The sequence below is a fragment of the Acidovorax carolinensis genome (assembly GCF_002157145.1).
Taxonomy (GTDB): Bacteria; Pseudomonadota; Gammaproteobacteria; order Burkholderiales; family Burkholderiaceae_C; genus Acidovorax; species Acidovorax carolinensis.
Genome location: NZ_CP021361.1, coordinates 2,599,750 through 2,616,129, shown reverse-complemented (window position 1 = coordinate 2,616,129; position 16,380 = coordinate 2,599,750). Strand labels below are relative to the sequence as shown.

At 62.3% G+C, this 16,380-nt stretch carries 19 protein-coding genes and 1 pseudogene; 6 read left to right on the top strand and 14 right to left on the bottom strand.

Going from position 1 to position 16,380, the window contains the following annotated elements:
- From virB10 to CBP34_RS20070, 11 genes are read right to left on the bottom strand one after another with little or no spacing between them, the layout of a single operon-like run.
- Positions 1-1,338, bottom strand: a complete 1,338-nt coding sequence (virB10, locus tag CBP34_RS12260) for a type IV secretion system protein VirB10 (protein ID WP_094098175.1) — start codon at positions 1,336-1,338, stop codon at positions 1-3.
- Complete coding sequence (locus tag CBP34_RS12255; RefSeq protein ID WP_094098174.1) at positions 1,335-2,249, bottom strand: TrbG/VirB9 family P-type conjugative transfer protein; 915 nt, start codon at positions 2,247-2,249, stop codon at positions 1,335-1,337. The genes virB10 and CBP34_RS12255 overlap by 4 nt, the downstream gene beginning before the upstream one ends.
- On the bottom strand, positions 2,246-3,016 hold the full coding sequence (locus CBP34_RS12250) for a VirB8 family type IV secretion system protein (RefSeq protein WP_094098173.1): 771 nt from the start codon (positions 3,014-3,016) through the stop codon (positions 2,246-2,248). Before CBP34_RS12250 ends, CBP34_RS12255 begins: the two co-directional genes overlap by 4 nt.
- Before the next feature lie 44 nt (positions 3,017-3,060).
- Complete coding sequence (locus CBP34_RS12245; RefSeq protein ID WP_094098172.1) at positions 3,061-3,756, bottom strand: TrbJ/VirB5 family protein; 696 nt, start codon at positions 3,754-3,756, stop codon at positions 3,061-3,063.
- A gap of 27 nt (positions 3,757-3,783) precedes the next feature.
- Positions 3,784-4,818 carry a TrbL/VirB6 family protein gene (locus CBP34_RS12240; protein ID WP_094098171.1) on the bottom strand — a complete coding sequence of 345 codons (1,035 nt, stop codon included), beginning with the start codon at positions 4,816-4,818 and terminating at the stop codon, positions 3,784-3,786.
- Positions 4,819-4,833: 15 nt separating this feature from the next.
- Positions 4,834-5,241, bottom strand: coding sequence for a hypothetical protein (locus CBP34_RS12235; RefSeq protein ID WP_094098170.1), 408 nt, complete (start codon positions 5,239-5,241; stop codon positions 4,834-4,836).
- The gene (locus CBP34_RS12230) at positions 5,238-7,739 is read right to left on the bottom strand and encodes a VirB4 family type IV secretion/conjugal transfer ATPase (RefSeq protein ID WP_208616334.1); all 2,502 of its coding nucleotides are present in this window, start codon (positions 7,737-7,739) and stop codon (positions 5,238-5,240) included. The genes CBP34_RS12235 and CBP34_RS12230 overlap by 4 nt, the downstream gene beginning before the upstream one ends.
- A complete protein-coding gene (locus tag CBP34_RS12225; protein ID WP_094099165.1) occupies positions 7,732-8,064 on the bottom strand; it encodes a VirB3 family type IV secretion system protein in 333 nt (110 codons plus the stop codon). The genes CBP34_RS12230 and CBP34_RS12225 overlap by 8 nt, the downstream gene beginning before the upstream one ends.
- An 18-nt stretch (positions 8,065-8,082) precedes the next feature.
- A complete protein-coding gene (locus CBP34_RS12220) occupies positions 8,083-8,373 on the bottom strand; it encodes a TrbC/VirB2 family protein (protein WP_094098169.1) in 291 nt (96 codons plus the stop codon).
- A complete protein-coding gene (locus tag CBP34_RS12215; protein ID WP_094098168.1) occupies positions 8,370-8,879 on the bottom strand; it encodes a lytic transglycosylase domain-containing protein in 510 nt (169 codons plus the stop codon). The genes CBP34_RS12220 and CBP34_RS12215 overlap by 4 nt, the downstream gene beginning before the upstream one ends.
- A 10-nt stretch (positions 8,880-8,889) precedes the next feature.
- On the bottom strand, positions 8,890-9,099 hold the full coding sequence (locus CBP34_RS20070) for a hypothetical protein (RefSeq protein WP_236748412.1): 210 nt from the start codon (positions 9,097-9,099) through the stop codon (positions 8,890-8,892).
- Positions 9,100-9,334: 235 nt separating this feature from the next.
- Between CBP34_RS20070 and CBP34_RS20065 the strand changes: the two genes are divergently transcribed.
- Complete coding sequence (locus tag CBP34_RS20065; protein ID WP_236748411.1) at positions 9,335-9,478, top strand: hypothetical protein; 144 nt, start codon at positions 9,335-9,337, stop codon at positions 9,476-9,478.
- A gap of 307 nt (positions 9,479-9,785) precedes the next feature.
- Here CBP34_RS20065 and CBP34_RS12205 read toward each other — a convergent pair whose 3' ends face one another.
- Positions 9,786-11,090, bottom strand: coding sequence for a Y-family DNA polymerase (locus CBP34_RS12205; protein ID WP_094098166.1), 1,305 nt, complete (start codon positions 11,088-11,090; stop codon positions 9,786-9,788).
- Between the two features lie 41 nt (positions 11,091-11,131).
- Positions 11,132-11,536 carry a LexA family protein gene (locus CBP34_RS12200; protein ID WP_094099164.1) on the bottom strand — a complete coding sequence of 135 codons (405 nt, stop codon included), beginning with the start codon at positions 11,534-11,536 and terminating at the stop codon, positions 11,132-11,134.
- Between the two features lie 161 nt (positions 11,537-11,697).
- On the opposite strand from CBP34_RS12200, the gene CBP34_RS12195 reads away from it, so the two are divergent.
- Positions 11,698-12,351 (top strand): SOS response-associated peptidase, encoded by a 654-nt coding sequence (locus CBP34_RS12195; protein WP_094098165.1) that lies wholly within the window; start codon positions 11,698-11,700, stop codon positions 12,349-12,351.
- 161 nt (positions 12,352-12,512) lie between these two features.
- Positions 12,513-12,622: pseudogene (locus CBP34_RS19455) on the top strand (transposase domain-containing protein); the annotation flags it as partial.
- A gap of 156 nt (positions 12,623-12,778) precedes the next feature.
- Here the strand turns inward: CBP34_RS19455 and CBP34_RS12190 are convergent.
- Positions 12,779-13,666, bottom strand: coding sequence for a LysR substrate-binding domain-containing protein (locus tag CBP34_RS12190; protein ID WP_086926349.1), 888 nt, complete (start codon positions 13,664-13,666; stop codon positions 12,779-12,781).
- Between the two features lie 189 nt (positions 13,667-13,855).
- Here CBP34_RS12190 and phnC point away from each other — a divergent pair, with 189 nt between their 5' ends.
- The 3 genes from phnC to phnE are packed head-to-tail and all read left to right on the top strand — an operon-like array spanning position 13,856 to position 16,370.
- The gene (gene phnC, locus CBP34_RS12185; RefSeq protein ID WP_008903163.1) at positions 13,856-14,704 is read left to right on the top strand and encodes a phosphonate ABC transporter ATP-binding protein; all 849 of its coding nucleotides are present in this window, start codon (positions 13,856-13,858) and stop codon (positions 14,702-14,704) included.
- Complete coding sequence (gene phnD, locus CBP34_RS12180; RefSeq protein ID WP_008903164.1) at positions 14,698-15,573, top strand: phosphate/phosphite/phosphonate ABC transporter substrate-binding protein; 876 nt, start codon at positions 14,698-14,700, stop codon at positions 15,571-15,573. Before phnC ends, phnD begins: the two co-directional genes overlap by 7 nt.
- Entirely contained in the window at positions 15,570-16,370 is an 801-nt protein-coding gene (phnE, locus tag CBP34_RS12175) for a phosphonate ABC transporter, permease protein PhnE (protein WP_008903165.1), read from the top strand. Before phnD ends, phnE begins: the two co-directional genes overlap by 4 nt.
- The last annotated feature ends 10 nt before the right edge of the window (positions 16,371-16,380 follow it).

Below are 16,380 nucleotides of genomic sequence, written 5' to 3'. Positions count from 1 at the left end.
TCACCTTTCCCGCGGCTGGAGTTCGTAGACCGAGGAAAAGTCCACGTCGCGGGCGACGTAGATGCCGACGATGCCGCCCTGGTTCTGGTACAGCAGGGGCGGGATGTTGATGGTGCTGTCCAGCACCTTCTCGGCCAGCTTGCTGGTGTTGTCGGTGGTGGATGGCAGGACGATGGTGTCGGCCTGCTGGTCTTGCGTCTGGTTCTGGATCACCAGCTTGACCGAGTCGTCGATCAGCGAGAGCAGCATGGCGGCGCCGATGCGTTCACCCCAGCGGTTGTCCACGTACCCATCAATCCCGGACTCGCCGAGCTGGCTGGTGCCTGGCGACTCGATGTCCACCGTCACGCCGTGCGGCGTTCGAACCCGGGTCCACAACACTGGGATGCGGACCATGCCGGGTCGGACCGACGATATTCGGTATTCACCGTCCAGGTGCGAGCCGCGTTCGATCAGCAGCACGCGCCCGTTGTCACCGTACACGTTGCGCTGGATCTGGCAGCCCACCAGGCCTGACGTGGCGCTGATCACCCTGGTTTTGAGGGCGCAGGTGAAGGCCGTGCCCTTGGGCAGCGTGAGGCTGCGGTCGCCCAGCGTGCTGGCGGCGACCTTGGGGGTAGCCGAGCCTTGCAGTTGACCGCCGAACAGGCCTGCAGAAGGCGCAGGCAGACCCGCGCCCGGTGAGACACCTTTCATCGAGCCCAGGGCGCCGAGGTTGGCCGTATCGCCACCTTGACCACCGGCCATCGCCGCGCTCTGGGTCAGGTTGTCGAGCAGGCTCTGCAGTTGTCTCTGGTAAGCCTGCAGGTTGCGGCCGGTGTTGGCTACCGGATCGTCCGGATTGGCCGAGGCTTCGCCAGGCCCCGTTGCGTTGGGCATGCCCGCCGAGCTGGAGTACCCGCCAGGACGAGAAGACACGATCAGCACCGGTGCATCGTCTGCAGAGTGGCCTTTGGGCGCAGCAGCCCCGCCGCTGCGTACGCCAATGGGCTCCGCCGCCTCATTGGTCGGTAGCAAAGCGGGCACTCGCGGCGCAGGTGGCGCCGTCATGTCCAGTGCGCGCGTCCCGGCGCTGGCGGCCGAGGGTTTGTCCCGCACCAGCTTGGCGTCTTCGTCCGTTGCCGGTCCGCTTGTCAGGTAGCGGTTGATGGCAAAGCCCGCAAAAAGTACCAGGGTCAGCACCATCATGCCGAGCCCCAACGCGCCCTTGCGCGACCAGTTGGCACTGCGTGTCGCCGTCACCTGGGGGATGCCGGGCTCTCCCGGCAGAGGTGTGATGGTGTTGCCGTCCGCAGGGTCTACGGTCGACGGGTTGTGGGCGTTGGTTTGGTCGTTCATGGCCTGACTCCGGTGGGGCGGTTGTCGAGAGAGGCGTTGGCTGCCTTGAGAACCCGCTGCACACCCGGAACGGTGGTCGCACCTTCTGCCGGGGCGCCATCCAGATCAAAGGCCTCGTTCCAGATGCCCACGACCGCGTTGCCCGCCCGCAGCATCAGTTGTCGGCTGACGCGGTCCACCACCAGCAGGTCGTCTTCCATGCGTGCGTTGACCAGGGTTTCACTGCCATCGCCGAGCACATGAAAGACCGCGGGCACTTCGCGGTTGCCCGGAAAGCGCAGGTAGGTGAATCGACCGTCGTCGTACACCAGGGTCGGCACGATGTCTTGCGAGCCTGATCCTTCTGCCAGCGAGTATTGGGAGTTCATCACCGTGGGGCTGGCCTGTAGTCGTTCAGCCACCACCTGTTGGGGCGTCGGCTGGGACGGCAGAGGAGGCAGGGCCGCGAGTGCCGCGAGGTCTTTCGCTGACAGACCCGAGGCGGGCTTGGGTTGCGTGGGTGCTTTGACGGTCAAGCGGTAGACCGGCTGTTGTCGATCGCCGTCGGGCAGGACCACGAAACGCAGCGCATGCGTGCGCCGGTCCGTTACCACAGCCAGGTTATTGGGTGCATCCGCGCCAGACTTGGCCTTGACGAACAGGTTGCGGCCCCCCGGTTGCGCCGCCACGCACCAGACGGCATCGACCTTGCTGCAATCGCCGCCTTGGCCTGCGGCCACCTCGGTGATCACTTCGTCTTGGGCGAGCACCACCAGGGTCACCATGCCCCGTTTGACGGGGACGGTCACCACCGCTGCTGGGTCGTAGACCACGTCGCGCAGGCGAGGGTCGGCTGACTTCGGATTCGTTTGAGCGAACAGGCTCAAAGACGCGGCGCAGGCAGCCAGTAGCGTCAAGGCAGTGCGCTTCATGGCCGTGCTCCCGCTGCCTGGGTGTTGATCTCCGGGTCTGACCGGTAGGCGGTGACCACAAAGCCGAACGGGTTCTCCAGCCGGTCGGCTTCCTTGGCGAGCACCTGGGGCTGGTACTGGTAGACGATGCTGGCCACGTGGCGGGTCGTGACGTCTGGCAGGTTGCGGTCGGTCAGCCGAACCACTTTGTCGTAGGTGACCGTGGCGTCGCTCAGGTTGCCGCTGCGCCCGGAAGCCCGCAGGCGTACCCCCACGATGTTGATGCGCCATTCCTCAGCGGCGCCGATCTTCTTTTGCAGCGCACCGTCGCCTTCGAACTGCCGGTTGTATTCGGCGAACACGCCCGGTACCGCCATGCGCGCCACCTGGTCAAAGTCGCGCTGCAGGAACATCCAGCTGTAGCTTTCTCGCGCTCGCACGAAGGCCGCCAGGTTGTGCTTGTCCAGCGCCTCCATCGCGGGAATGGTTTCCTCGCTCAGGCGCTGCTGGATGGTGGTTTCGCCGGTCACTCGGTCCACCACGATGGGAATCTCCACCACGCGGCGCAGCGGACCCTGCACGAACACGGCAGCGATCCCGATCAGCCCAAGCACCAGTCCGGCCACCGCCACGCGCCAGGCCCGGCGTTCCGAGCGTTCGAGCATCAGGGCGCGGTCGATTTCCCAGTCGCGGTTCGCGTTGAATGGCGCCGATTCGGCCTCATTTGAGGGCTCCGGCGGCCGTTTCGGCCATGCGGCGGCTTTACCTGACAACAGGATGGCACTCATGGGGTTCTCCGGTGGGACTGGGTGGCGGCGGGACTCAGGCGGGTTTACGGCAGAAAGTCCGAAACCTTGCCGGTGCGGCCCAGCATTTCGTATTGCCGTTCGCGCTCGCGAGATCGGGCGATGCGTTCTTCGCTGTCGGCCATGCCTTGCAGCATCTGCACCTGCGACATTTCGTGGGCGAGCAGGGCGTTTTCAGCGCCGATGCGGGCCTGAATTTCCTGCACCGACTTCTGATCGGTGGTGGCGTTGATCTGGGTCATCAGCGACTGGATCTGCGCAAGTCGCCCAGCCGCGGTCTGCATGGCGTCTTGCAGCAGCCCTTTTTGTTGGTAGGGCTGAGCCAGAGCGGCCTGGCACTGGGTGCGTGCGTCGCCGGTGAGGTCCATGCAGTTGTAGATCATGCTCACGTCGCGCAGCACCTTGGCCGTGGCATTGAGCCCGCTGTAGCCCGACGTGTTGACCGCGTTGAGGTAAGTGAAGGCTTCGGCCGGGATGTAGTTCTTCAACAGCGGGTTGTTGAACACGTCGCCCAGGTTCCGGATGCCGTTGATGCTCTCGATCTGGGTTTGCAGCTGTCGAATCTGCTGAATCTGGTTGTTGATCTTGGTGATGTCGTTGATGACCTGCTGCACGGTCTGGACCAGGTTGGCGACATCGATCACTGGGATGCCGGTCGCTCGCGCGTGGGTGGCGCCCAAGGTGAAGAGAACGGCAGCGGCAACTTTCAAACGGGTGTGCATGGTGAACTCCTGGGTTGGGTGGGGTGGTCAGGACCGGCCGCGTTGGGCGGCGAGTTTGTAAGCGGCAGAACGTGCAGCGCCGATACCTCGGCGGGCCATGGACGCGGCGGTGTGTGGAAGACCGGCGCCTGCCCGGATGACGCCGCCAGCGCTTGTGGCAGCGCTGGCGCTACGGGCGGATGACGCAGAACGCAGGCCCGAAACCATCATCGCGTTCTGGATCATCTGGATGCCCTGCTGAATGGCGGCACCGCCGGTGAGCGCCGAGGCCAGACTGGGCGCCTGAAAGCAGATGATGGCCATGAGCACCATGACGACGCAGTACTTCAGGCTTTCCCCGACGACGTTGAACGTCGAGCCCTGAAATCCACCGTTGACCTGGACGGTCTGCACAATCGCATCGCCCATGAACGCGCTGATCCCCAGGGCAAAAAATGCGAACCAGGTCAGTACGACGGCGTTCAACACCATCGACAACCAGCTGTCGAAAAAGCGTGCCGTGGGGCGCCAGGCCAGGCACAAGACGAACAGTGGACCTACGGCGATCACGAACGTGAGGAAGAGCTTGGCCAGCGTGACGACGAAGAGGGCGATGCAAAGAAAGACGACGTTGCCGATGGAGCAGACCACGGCAGCGAAGAGCAGGTCCAGACGCATGATTCCCGCGTCCTTCAGCAGATCGAGCACCAGTTGGCTGGCACCGTCATTGAACCGGTCCAACAGTGCGTAGGGTGAGGAGATCGTGGTGGGGTCTGCGGCTGCCGGTAGAAACGTGGTGGCCACCCCCGTAGCCAGCGCATTGGCGGTGTCGGCCACGTTCGTGATGTAGAACCCCGATTGCAGAGCAAACGCCAGCACCAGGCCAATCTTGAACACCTTCCAGAGAAAAGTGGGCACCGTCTCTGGAACCTCATTGCGCAGAACAGCCCACCCATACAGCGCTACCCATATCGTCATCGCCGTTAGTGCGATCGGTGCGATCCCGGCCATGAGCGAACCCACGACGCCGAGCACGTAAGTGCTCAAAACCGCATCGAACTGTGAGCCGACCCAGGCAAACATGGGATGTCTCCTCGGCTATTGAACAGCGCTGACAGGGAGGCTTCTTAGGCTGACGCACCTCCCCGAAATGTCGGGTTGCGCGCACTGCACCCACTGGCCTTTGACTTTCACGATCCACGCGCGGGATCGCTTTTCAACGCCGTAGGTCGAGGGCCTGCAGGTCGTGGGTCGTGCAAAGACTTCGGTGCACTCGACCAGACCCGAATTGTTCTCCAGCATCTTCCAGCCACCTCCCGCGCAGCCAGGCTTGATGGCTGGGCATGGCGAACCCAAGGCCACCGACGGGAGCGGCGGCACTTCCACCTTTTGGGTGCCATCGACCATGACACGGACTGCCTCATTGCCTTTGACGAACTGGGCCGATGCCGTGCTGAGGGCCAACGCGAAAGCGATCAGCGAAAACCATTGAACGTGGGGTTTCATGGGGTTCTCCTAGAAGTACGGGATTTACGATCCTGAACCTCGCGCAACAACTCGGGAAGCCACAGAAACGGATCGTTACCGTGCCGTTCGCGAACGGTGTCGAGCAGGGCCACGTTGTCGGTGGTGGCCGAGAGCACGGTGATGAAATCGTCCATCCCGCTGAGGTCCAGCTCGCAGATGGCGCTGCTGTGGCCTTGCTTGACGAGGAAGCGGCGCCCACCCTGCGCGCCCAGACTGCGCACGATGCCGAATTCGGCCTCGCTGAGCCCAAAGCCTTCGACATACTCCTCGCGCACCGCTTCCGGGTTGGCCAGGAAGATCTTGGTCACGCTCTGTTCGACCATGGTCCGCCCGATGGGGTGGCGCAGCACATCGGATGGGCTCTGGGTGTCGAAAATGCCCAGGCCGTTTTGCTTGCGGATGGTCTTCTGCTTCTGTTTGGCGAAGTCGCTGAAGATTTCGTGATCCAGCGCTTTCCAGAACTCAGAGATCACATAGATCAGGCGTTCTCCGTTGACCAGCTCTTCCATCACCTGCAGCAGGTAGAGCATGACCGGCGTTCGCACCTCGGGCAGGTCCAGAAACTCCGTGGTGTCAAAGGCGATCACCGACGCCGCGTCCAGGTCCGCCAACTGGTCGTTGGCTTGGTCGAACACCCAGCCCAGGGCACCGCCTTCACACCAGCGCCCGAGCCGCTCGTACAGGCTGTTTTCGCCCGACTTCGGCAGATTCTGGCGAACCGTCGAGAAGCGGCGCAGAGCGGTAGGCATGGTGGCCACCGTCTTGACGGCGTCGGCAATCGCGCGTTCATCGGCCGGCAGCAAAGGCAGAGCAGGCGTGGCGATGCAGATGCGGATCAGCTGTTCCCAGAACTGGATGCGAGCTGGCGTGGGGTCTCGCTGCAGCGGGTTCAGGTGGGTGGGCTTGCCCGCTTCAAGGGTGAAGTAGCGGCCGTTCAAGGCCCGTATCGCAATCTCGCAACCTCGGTCCAGATCGAACAGCACCAGGCGAGGCGCCGGGTTCCACTTCCGGGTGAGCGTGAGCAGGAACATCTCGAGCGTGGTCTTGCCGACGCCGGTGGAGCCGATGATGAGGGTGTTGCCCGGAAGCTTCTTGTCGGCAGAGTCTTCGCCTTCGGGGCTGCTGTGCAGGTTCAGGTAGAAGGGCTGGCCCGATGGGGTGCGCAGCAAGGCCAGCGCTTCTCCCCAGGGATTGCCGTCGCGCTTTCCCCGGGCAAAGTTGTGACCGCTGGCCAGGGCCGCGAAAGCGCGGGACGACAACTTGGCATCGCGCGGGCGCCACTGCCAGTTGCCCGGCATCTGGGCAAACCAGGCAGCATCGGCCACCAGATCAACCGGCGACATCTGGAGGCTGGACGCCTCACCCACTGCTCCAATCGCTTGTGAAGCCCGTCGCCCGGCATCGGCCAGGCTGTCTTCGCCGGGCTGACCGAACACCACCAGGCTGTAGTGGTACTCGCCCATGCAGAACTGCCCATCGCCCAGCTCGTTGAGCGCTTCGTCCATGTCGGCGATCTGGCTGGCCACCACGTCGTCGCTGGCAATCAGCTGGTCGCGCTGCAGCTCCAGCGCACGCATGGCTTCGCGCCGGGGCAGTATCGAGAAGCTCTGGGTTTCGATGAACTCGCTGTCTTCATACAGTAGCGAGTTCAGGATGCCAGGCTCCACCGCATCGGCGTATTCCTTGATGTCCACCAGGGCCGCGCAACGGCGCTGTTCGCCATGGCGAAGTTCCAGCTTGTCGCCACCGAATGACAGGCGGGTGGTGGGCAGCGTTCGGTACAGTGGCCCTGCCGCAAGGGGCACCGGCCTCCAGTTGCCGTTGACCAGGTAGCCCAGAAACTCGGCCAGTTCGGAATACCGCCTTGAACCCTGCATGCGCGCCCCCAGCAGTTGAGGGCCAAAGCCGCGCAGCACCCGGTGCACGAAAGCGGTCCGTTCTTCCATCACGCGCAGGGCTTCAGCATGCGCTGCAGCAATGGCGGTCTTTGAACGCTGGGTCGATTGCAGTGCCCGGCTGAGGCGAGAGGTATTGGGCCGGTATACGAGCGTGAGGTACAGCTCGTTGCTCATCATGGTGTGTTTGCCCAGCCTGGCTTGGTAGGCCTGTGACAGGTCGCGCGCAAAGCCAGCTTGCAGCGGGTCTTCAAGTTGATCCTGAATCTTCCGGTGCAGCCGGTGGGTCCACACGGCCCATTGGCCGCCCGCCAGATTCCGCAGCAGGCTGCACAGTGCTTCATGCCGTTCTGCGATGAGGTGTTCATCAGCGCATTCAAAGGCCACGCCGTCGAGACGCCAGACTCGCATGAAATCGCCCCCACGTGTGATCACGTCGTGCTCACTGACCAGTGAGGAGAAAGGCACAAACCGCGTGAGCGGGTTCTCCTTCAGCGCCTGTGCCCAATGGCGCGGTTGTGGCTGCCCTGCACCAGGTCGCCCAGAGCGACGACGGGCCGCGTTGCCGGATCGGTCAAACATGCCAAACATCGCAGCCTCCCCGGTAGAGCGTGGGCGAGTAGCTGCGCGCGCGCCAGAACCGGCGGTTGTGGTCGTGCAGCTTCAGCTTGAGGGCCACAAAGATCTGCCGGAACCGCTGGTCATCGCGGGCTGTCAACCACCGCATCCAGAGCAACACCGGTGCAATGGAGAGGACCACACCCAGCGCAAGCCACCAGCTCACCAGGATGCCGCCCCACATGATCAGCAACATGCCGGTACCAAACAGGATCACCAGCGGCACCAGCGGGATGCCCAGCTTCATGGCCGGGCGCGTGGCGCCCTTGTAGATGGCTTCGGCTTGCATGGTCTGCACCTTCAGCCTTCAGCTGACGATGTAGCTGGCGAAGGCAGCCGCCCCACCCACCAGCGTGCCGCCGATCAGCACATTGGCCACGTCGGCCAGGCGAGCGCCCTGGAAGATCATCTTGAAGCCGGCCCAGATGATCGCGATGGTCACCACCGCAATCGAGATCGTCACCAGGATGGTGTTGACATTGGTGACCGTGGTGTTGATCTTGTCGAAGCCCTGTGCCCAGCCCTTGGATGCTGCAGCGAACAGCAGCATGGCGGTTGCGGTGTGGCGCAGGGGAACGAAGAGATGAAAGCGGTTCATGACGGCTCCTTCACGGGGTTGGGTTGGCTGATGGGGAGAGGGTTGCGGGCTGCGGCGACCACCTTGCGCACGTAGCCATGGCGAAAGCCGGTGGTGAAGTTGCCGCTGTAGTAGCAGGAGAGGGCGGCGCGCAGCGCATCCTGCTCTGCTGATGCCCGAGACGACTTGCGTTGCGCCCGCTCGAAACACTCGCTCAACACCGTCTGCATGGCGGCCAGGTTGGAGCAAGGTTCGAAGGCCGATTCCAGCGACAGGCCCAGGCGCCGGAAGTTGCCCAGGTTGATCTGCCCGAGGCCCACGCTGAAGTTGCGGCCAGCAGCCTGCAAAGCCTGCGCAGTGGACAGTGCCTCGGTGCGGTGGCGCGGTTGGCGTTGCAGCGAACCGCCTACGACGCCGATGGCCCAGGGGTTGAAGGCGCTTTCGACGGCGACGAGCGCGTGTGCGGTGGTCAGGTGGACCTGTGGCGCGCAGGCCAAAGCGAGTGCCGCGAAGGTGGAGGTTTCCATTGCGCAGCCCTCACGGACGGGAGCGAAGCCAGGTGGCGTGATCGTTGTCGTACTGGGCGTCCCAAGTGCCCAGCTGGGACTTCGCGACCGGGCTGAAGTCCGTCACAGTGTCGCCACCCATGTCCCACCAGGTACGTGTGAACGGCTTGCCGTCGATCGTGACCGTGATCGCCCCGGTGTAGTCGCAGGTGTAGATCGGACCGCTCTCGGACTCATGCACCCGGGTGTACTGGGGTGGGCAGTTGCCCGGCGCCCGAGCCCACACATGCCGAGCCGAGTTGCCCGCGCCAGACATCCCGCACGTAGGAAAGGCCTTGCCCCGAGCCAGATCCCGAAGCACCTTTCGGATCGGTGGCACACACTGAGGGACTGACTTCCAGCTCGGTGCCGCAAAGCACAGCAGAACCAGGCAGCCATCGACGGCGCGTGCCGCCGATGGTGCGAGGAGCCCCAAAGTGAGTAACAAGCTGGCGGCGGCGCTCGCCAGTGTTGCCGCCAAGCTTCTCGGCAAGTTTGCCGCTTTCCTGGAATGCCAGCACAGGGTGTCGGCGAGAGGTGGATGGTTCATGGTCAAGTCCTCGGTTCGACGTTGTTCGTGAGGTGGCAGTGCTTGCCGTTTCTCTGAACACCGTGAGGTCAATGTAGGACTTGAAACCTCTTGTGCTGCTGCTGGATTTGGGCTGTTTTCCAGCATATGTGCACCGTGCGCAGTCGGTGTCTGCTGGACGCGCTGAAAAAAGAAACCCGGCACGAAGGCCGGGCAAATGCAAAGTCGCTGTCACACGACTTTTCAGGGAGGAGGGCCGACTGTTCAGGCCGACCCGGCTGCATTATCGATTCAGGTGGCTCGAAACGTCTACGAATAATTGGGCCTGACGTACAGCGGTGCCCCTCACTTGAAGTACGTCACGTCCGCACCACAGGCATGTCTTCCCATCGCGTTGTGTACTGCGGCGTGCGCCGCTCCTGCTTCATTGCCCAACGCCTGCGATCCCCCTCTAAACCGATACTGCCCAGCAACACCGTACCCCGGCCGTAGCGTCGGTTGAGCCCATCCAGTGCGCTCATTAAACGGCCTTTGTCCCATCCCTCGCCAGGCTCCTCGTCCAGGGCCAATTCACTCTGGTGCACCGAAACCGGTTGAAGCTCCATCAGCATCACCCCGGCCTTGGCGTACAGGAAGTCCGGCTTGTAGATGCAGCGCAGGCCGGTCAGGGCAGCATCGGCGATCTGTGAACTGTCGGCGGTGGGTCTTCGTAAGGGCACTACGATAGACCGGCTGTACTGTGGATCGGGCCGGAACGGGCTGGTCCGCACAAAGGTCAAGACCTGGTTGGCGAGACCTTCTTGGCGCCGCAGCTTCTCGGCCGCCCGGCTGGCGAACTCGCTGACGGCTTCGCTGAGGTCTTCCAGCGCGGTAACCGGGCGACCAAACGACCGGGTGCAGGCGATTTCCTGTTTGTCCGGTGCAACGTCTTGCAGATCCACACAGGACTGTCCCTGTAACTCCCGCACCGTGCGTTCCAGCACCACCGACCAGCGCTGGCGCACCGTGGCCAGGTCCATGCGGGTGAGATCAAGCACCGTGTGGATGCCACCCTCTTTGAGCTGCGCCGCGATGCGACGGCCTACACCCCAGACCTCCTCGACCGGTGTGGCCGCCAGCACCGCATCCAGTGTTGCGCGGTTCAGAGCCGACAGGTTGCAGATCTGAGCCAGTTCAGCGGGGTAGCTGTCCCGTTTGCGCTCGGCCGACTTGGCGATGTGGTTCGCCAGCTTGGCCAGGGTCTTGGTCTGCCCGATGCCGATGCAGCAAGGAATGCCCACCCACTGCAGCACCCGCTCGCGGATGGTTTGGCTGCGTTTGAGCAAATCGCCGCGAACCCCGGAAAGATCCACGAAGGACTCGTCGATGGAATAGATCTCCTGTCGGTGCCCGAGTCCGGCCGCCAGGCTCATCATGCGGTCGCTCAGGTCTCCGTATAGCGGGAAATTGGCCGAGAGTGCAACCAGCCCCTGGGATTCCGCCAGATGCCGGATCTTGAACCAGGGCGCCCCCATGGCAATGCCCAGGGCCTTGGCCTCGTTGGAGCGGGCAATCGCGCAACCGTCGTTGTTGGAGAGCACCACCACCGGTTTGCCGTTCAGGCTGGGGCGGAACACCCGCTCGCAGGAGACGTAGAAATTGTTGCCATCAACCAGGGCATACAACGGAGAAGCCATGCAGCACGTTCAACCAAGGTTCGCCAGCTTCAGCGCTTGAACTGCTTGATCGCCGCGATCACCACGCCCCAGACCTCCACCGTCTGGCCTTCGGTGGGCACGATGTCGGCGAAGGTCGGGTTGGCAGCCTTGAGCTTCAGCCGCCCCCCGCGTTGCCAGAGCTGCTTGCAGGTGAAGTCCCCATCGACCACCGCCACCACGATCTGGCCGTGGCTGGGCTTGATCGCCCGGTCCACCAGCAGCACATCCCCATCAAAGATGCCCGCCTCACGCATGGACTCACCCCGCACCGTCATGCTGTAGGTGGCCTGGGGGTGCTTGATCAGGTGTTCGAGCACGTCGATGCGTTTGGCCTGGAAATCCTCCGCCGGCGACGGAAAACCCGCCCGAATCCGGGATTCAAGTTGGAAGGCGGGGAGGGCGCAATCGGCCAAGGGCTTTGGTGTGCTGCAGCGCCCCGACTCGGCGCCATGGAACAGGGGTGACAACAGGTGATCTTTTACAATGCTGGACATAACAACAGTATAGAAGCCAAGCCCGCCCCTTGGGAATGCTTCACAGAAAACCGGCGCGCATCCGCGCATAGGATGGAACCATGTGCAGTCACTACGAAGGCGTGCGGGACGCCCAGGTCTTGCGAAAGGTGTTCCAGGTGGAACCACCGGCCGACTTGGGCAAATCCGATCTCTGGCCGGGATGCCCCGGCCTGCTGATCCGCCGCCCCAGGGAGAAGGACTCAGGGGATGACGCAGTACCAGATCGGGAAGCGTTACCCGGCCTGTTTGGCCTGGTACCCCACTGGGCGACCGACCTGAAGATCTGCCGCAGTACCTACAACGCACGCAGCGAGACGGTGGCCACCAAACCGAGTTTTCGGGAAGCTTGGAAGAGGGCGCAGCACTGCATCATCCCGGCCCAGGCCATCTACGAACCGGACTGGCGCAGCGGCAAGGCCATTCCCACTCGTATCGAACGGTCAGACGGTCGGCCCATGGGTATTGCAGGTTTGTGGTCTGTCTGGAAGTCTCCCCAGGGGGATTGGGTACACAGCTACACCATGCTGACGACCATCGCCGATACCCACCCGCTGATGAACCAGTTTCACAAGCCGACCGACGAGAAACGCATGGTTGTGGTGTTGCCGGAGTCGGTCTATGACGAGTGGCTGGTAGCGACGTCTGAGCGCAGTGAGCAGTTCCTGGCGCCATTTGCGGCTGAGGGGTTGAGGGTGGGAAGTGAACGAGATTGAAGGAGGGTGGGAGACAGGTTTGCAGCGGTTGCTGTCGGTCGCGGCCGTGACCTGAGTTCACGGTGCCTGGCACAAAGCTGTCATTGGCTCACCCAGCAGCGCGGCAGCATCGATGACCGGTATCGAGGGAGCTGCAGTCATGGTCTAGCACACGTCTCCCCATGAACGGGCACGACCCTACGCCTACCTGCGCGATGTCATGGTACGCCTGCCCATGCAGCCCGCCACCCAGATCGGCGAGCTGCTGCCATACCGCTGGCAGTCAGCCTGACAGCGCATATTCAGATACACGACCGCGCCCCGCAGTCAAGATGGGATCGCCGCGCGATTACGGGCGTCCTACAACCCTTAACTTAAGTCGGCCTACAGGCGAACAGTTGCCCCTCGGTCCCATGCCCCACGGCTGCATGGAATCCAAGTTCCATACCTAGGCAATTTTCTGACTTACGCTATGCGCCAAACCCAGGAAGGTCGAGATCAGAGGAGCTTGATGCCGCTCCTTTCTACAGATGAAGTGCACCTGTGTCGCCATGCTGGTGTCTGAAATAGTTAACTTAACAAGGCGAGGATCTGGCCTGTAGGCTGTTTCCGCCACGACGCCTAGGCCCAGCCCCTCCGCCACCGCCTCTCGAACGGACTCGCGGCTGCCCATCTCCAGAGCCACCTGCACCTCGACGCCTCGCTCCTTTAGTTCTTGTTCAAACACGCGTCTGGTCGTCGATCCTTCCTCTCGGATGACGAACCTCTGACCCTGCAGATCACGCAGTTTGAGAGTGGCCCGTTGCGCGAGTGAGTGTTGGGTGTTGCCGAATATCACCAATCGCTGGGTACGGTAAGCCGCGCCAAATAGATCTGGGTGAGCGACGTGATTGAGCACCATGCCCACGTCTCCCTGGTAGTCAAGAATCTTTTCGGTGATGGTTCGCGAGTCGCCTACGCCAACAGCCACGTTGACCTGGGGGAACTGTTTCATGAACAGCTTCAACACGGGCAGCACGTTGTGCGGCCCGATGGCATGGATGACCAGTCGCCCTACGTATTGATTTTTCGCAGCAGCGAGCAGTGCGTGCGCATCTTCCTCGCCACTGAAGGTACGCCGGGTGTAGTTCAACAGAGTGCGTCCAAAGGACGTGAGTTCAAGCCGCCGCCCGCGCCGATGAAAAAGCTCCACGCCGAAGTCGACCTCCAGGCGCTGTATGTGTGAAGAAACAGTCGGTTGTTGAATAGCGAGCACTCTCGCGGCAGCGGTCATGCTGCCGGCTCGGGCCGTTGCGTCAAAGGCCTTCAAGGCTGCGAGGAGGCTGAGTCCAGACATTGATGTGATCTATGGGTGCCCTCATTTTTAGGGATGAAAGTTTCATATTCATGACACCTTGGTCACCCAGACTTGAGCTGTGCTTCCACTGAAGCTGTTTCTTCCAGAACCTCCTCTTTCCCGAGAGATACCTCTGACCACTTGAGTCCTGGTGTGCGTCTAGCGCACCACAACAAATGAAACCGAGCTATGAAAACTGCAATTCGCGAGAGCCATCTGAGCTTGCGGGGTATCACGGTGACCTATGCCGATGGTCACACAGCGCTTGCGCCCACCTCGCTGGAGGTACAGCATGGCGGGTTCCTTGTGCTGCTGGGCGCGTCGGGCGCGGGAAAGTCAACGCTGCTGCGCAGCATCAATGGCTTGGTTAGCCCCACAGACGGAGAGGTGTCGGTGGCCGATCTGCCGGGCGGCACCGTCTCAAAACGCAACCTTCTTGAGCATCGGCGCCACTGCGGCATGGTGTTCCAGCAGCACCACCTGATCGGGCGGCAAAGCGTGCTGGCCAATGTGTTGATGGGCAAGCTCGCCACCCGCGGATCTCTGGCGTCGTTGTGGCCTTGGAGCAAGGCTGACAAGCTGGAGGCGCTGGCGGCCATTGACCGCGTAGGCCTGCTTGAGAAAGCCCTAGCACGGGCAGACACCTTGTCTGGTGGGCAACAACAACGCATTGGCATTGCGCGTGCCTTGGTGCAAAAGCCCCGCCTGCTGCTGGCCGATGAGCCGGTGGCCAGCCTCGACCCGGCGACCGCGCAGAGTGTGTTGACCCTGCTTCACGACATCTGCAAGAAAGACCGACTCACGGCCATCGTGAGTCTGCATCAAGTCAACCTCGCGCGCATGTTCGCCGACCGCATTGTGGGCCTTCGCCAGGGCCAGGTGGTGTTCGACGGGACAGCAGCGCAGTTGACGGAAGAAGCCCAGTCTGCCCTGTACGCGAAGTCGTCACCTGTCGAACCGTCCCGTTCTTCCTCACCTGCCAACATGGGCAGTCAATTTGATTCCCCCTCTCAATCCAAGGAGTTTTTACCGTGCTGAATCGTCGCCGTTTCCAATTTATCGCTGCCGTCACTTTGGCCGCCCTGTTGCCACTTGGCGCCCATGCCGAGGGCAAAAATCCTTCCAAGCTTCGCGTTGCACTGTTGCCGGACGAAAACGCCGCCACCATCATTCAGAACGCACAGCCTCTGAAGCGGTACCTGGAACAGACCCTGAAGAAGGAAATAGAGATTACGGTGACTACGGACTACTCGTCGATGATTGAAGCCATGCGCTTTGGCCGCATCGAGGTGGCCTACTTTGGACCGTTCTCTTACGTACTGGCCAAGTCCAAGGCGCCCAACATTGAGCCTTTTGCCGTTGGCGTGGAGCGCGGCTCTCCGACCTACCAGTCGGTTCTCATTGCCACGGCGGGCGGCCCGGTGAAGACACTGGCTGACGTTCGAGGAAAGCCGTTTGGCTTTGGCGACCAGGCTTCAACGTCCAGCCACCTCGCACCGCGCGCGCACCTGCTCAAGAACTACAAGCTTGACGGTGAGACCGACTACCGCCCCGTTTACCTGGGCACGCATGACGCCGTGGCCCGAGCCGTTCAGGCAGGGCAAATTCCGGCTGGCGCGTTGTCAAAACCCATTCTGGACAACCTCATCGCCAAGGGCACGGTGGATGCCAACAAGATCGTGCAACTCGAACTGTCAGCTCCCATTCCAAACTACCCCATCGCGATGCAGGGCAACCTCACGCCCGAGTTGAAAGCAGCCATCCGTGCAGCCTTTCTTGAGATGAAGGACGCCGAGATTCTCAAGTCATTCCGTGTGCAGGCCTTTGCCGCGACCGATGACAAGGCCTACGACGTTCTGCGTGACACCGCACAAATTCTGAAGCTTGATCTGGGGCGCATGCAGTGACGTCTGTTGCTCTGGAATCCATAGTTGCCATCGACGGACAGCAGCGACTCAAACGGCTGGGCGCCGCCTGTGTCGTTCTGTTCGTCTGTGTGGTGGCTTTGTATGTCACCGGCTTCTTTGACGCGCAGCGTTTCATCGAAGGCGGCCCAGCGATTCAGCAGTTGGCCTCAGAGATGGTGCCGCCGAATTTCGAGCGCTGGGAGCACTGGGTCATTCCATTGCGTGACACCTTAGCCATGTCGATCGCAGGCACGGCGCTGACCGTTCTGGCGTCGTTGCCGCTGGCCCTGGTGGCGGCGCCCAACACCGCGCCGAATGCGGTGGTTGGGCGAATCGTCAGAACCATCTTGGCTGCATTTCGGTCTGTGCCTGAAATCATCCTGGGCATTCTGTTCGTCGCGGCCGTGGGCTTTGGGGCATTGCCTGGTGTGCTGGCGTTGGCCCTGCATTCCACGGGCATGGTGGCCAAGTTCTACGCCGAAGCCATAGAGCACGTGGACCCGAAACCTCTGGAGGCCGCTAAGGCCGCGGGCGCAAGCCGGTTTCAGGTCATCACCCATGCTGTGTTACCGCAGGTTTTGCCCCAGTTGGCGGACATCACCATCTACCGATGGGAATATCACTTTCGCGCATCGGCAGTGATGGGCATCGTGGGTGCGGGCGGCATTGGCTTCGAACTCATGGCAGCTCTGCGCCTGATCAAGTACGACGAGGTCTCCGCCATTTTGCTGTCCATCCTCATATGCGTGCTCGTGGTCGACGGCATTGGGTCGGCGCTTCGCAAACATCTGAAATAGAAAGAGAGAG

Bases quoted from the DNA above. Each gene is read 5' to 3' on its own strand.
- virB10 (WP_094098175.1), bottom strand. From the start codon at position 1,338: ATGAACGACCAAACCAACGCCCACAACCCGTCGACCGTAGACCCTGCG.
- CBP34_RS12255 (WP_094098174.1), bottom strand. From the start codon at position 2,249: ATGAAGCGCACTGCCTTGACGCTACTGGCTGCCTGCGCCGCGTCTTTG.
- CBP34_RS12250 (WP_094098173.1), bottom strand. From the start codon at position 3,016: ATGAGTGCCATCCTGTTGTCAGGTAAAGCCGCCGCATGGCCGAAACGG.
- CBP34_RS12245 (WP_094098172.1), bottom strand. From the start codon at position 3,756: ATGCACACCCGTTTGAAAGTTGCCGCTGCCGTTCTCTTCACCTTGGGC.
- CBP34_RS12240 (WP_094098171.1), bottom strand. From the start codon at position 4,818: ATGTTTGCCTGGGTCGGCTCACAGTTCGATGCGGTTTTGAGCACTTAC.
- CBP34_RS12235 (WP_094098170.1), bottom strand. From the start codon at position 5,241: ATGAAACCCCACGTTCAATGGTTTTCGCTGATCGCTTTCGCGTTGGCC.
- CBP34_RS12230 (WP_208616334.1), bottom strand. From the start codon at position 7,739: ATGTTTGACCGATCCGGCAACGCGGCCCGTCGTCGCTCTGGGCGACCT.
- CBP34_RS12225 (WP_094099165.1), bottom strand. From the start codon at position 8,064: ATGCAAGCCGAAGCCATCTACAAGGGCGCCACGCGCCCGGCCATGAAG.
- CBP34_RS12220 (WP_094098169.1), bottom strand. From the start codon at position 8,373: ATGAACCGCTTTCATCTCTTCGTTCCCCTGCGCCACACCGCAACCGCC.
- CBP34_RS12215 (WP_094098168.1), bottom strand. From the start codon at position 8,879: ATGGAAACCTCCACCTTCGCGGCACTCGCTTTGGCCTGCGCGCCACAG.
- CBP34_RS12195 (WP_094098165.1), top strand. From the start codon at position 11,698: ATGTGCAGTCACTACGAAGGCGTGCGGGACGCCCAGGTCTTGCGAAAG.
- CBP34_RS12190 (WP_086926349.1), bottom strand. From the start codon at position 13,666: ATGTCTGGACTCAGCCTCCTCGCAGCCTTGAAGGCCTTTGACGCAACG.
- phnC (WP_008903163.1), top strand. From the start codon at position 13,856: ATGAAAACTGCAATTCGCGAGAGCCATCTGAGCTTGCGGGGTATCACG.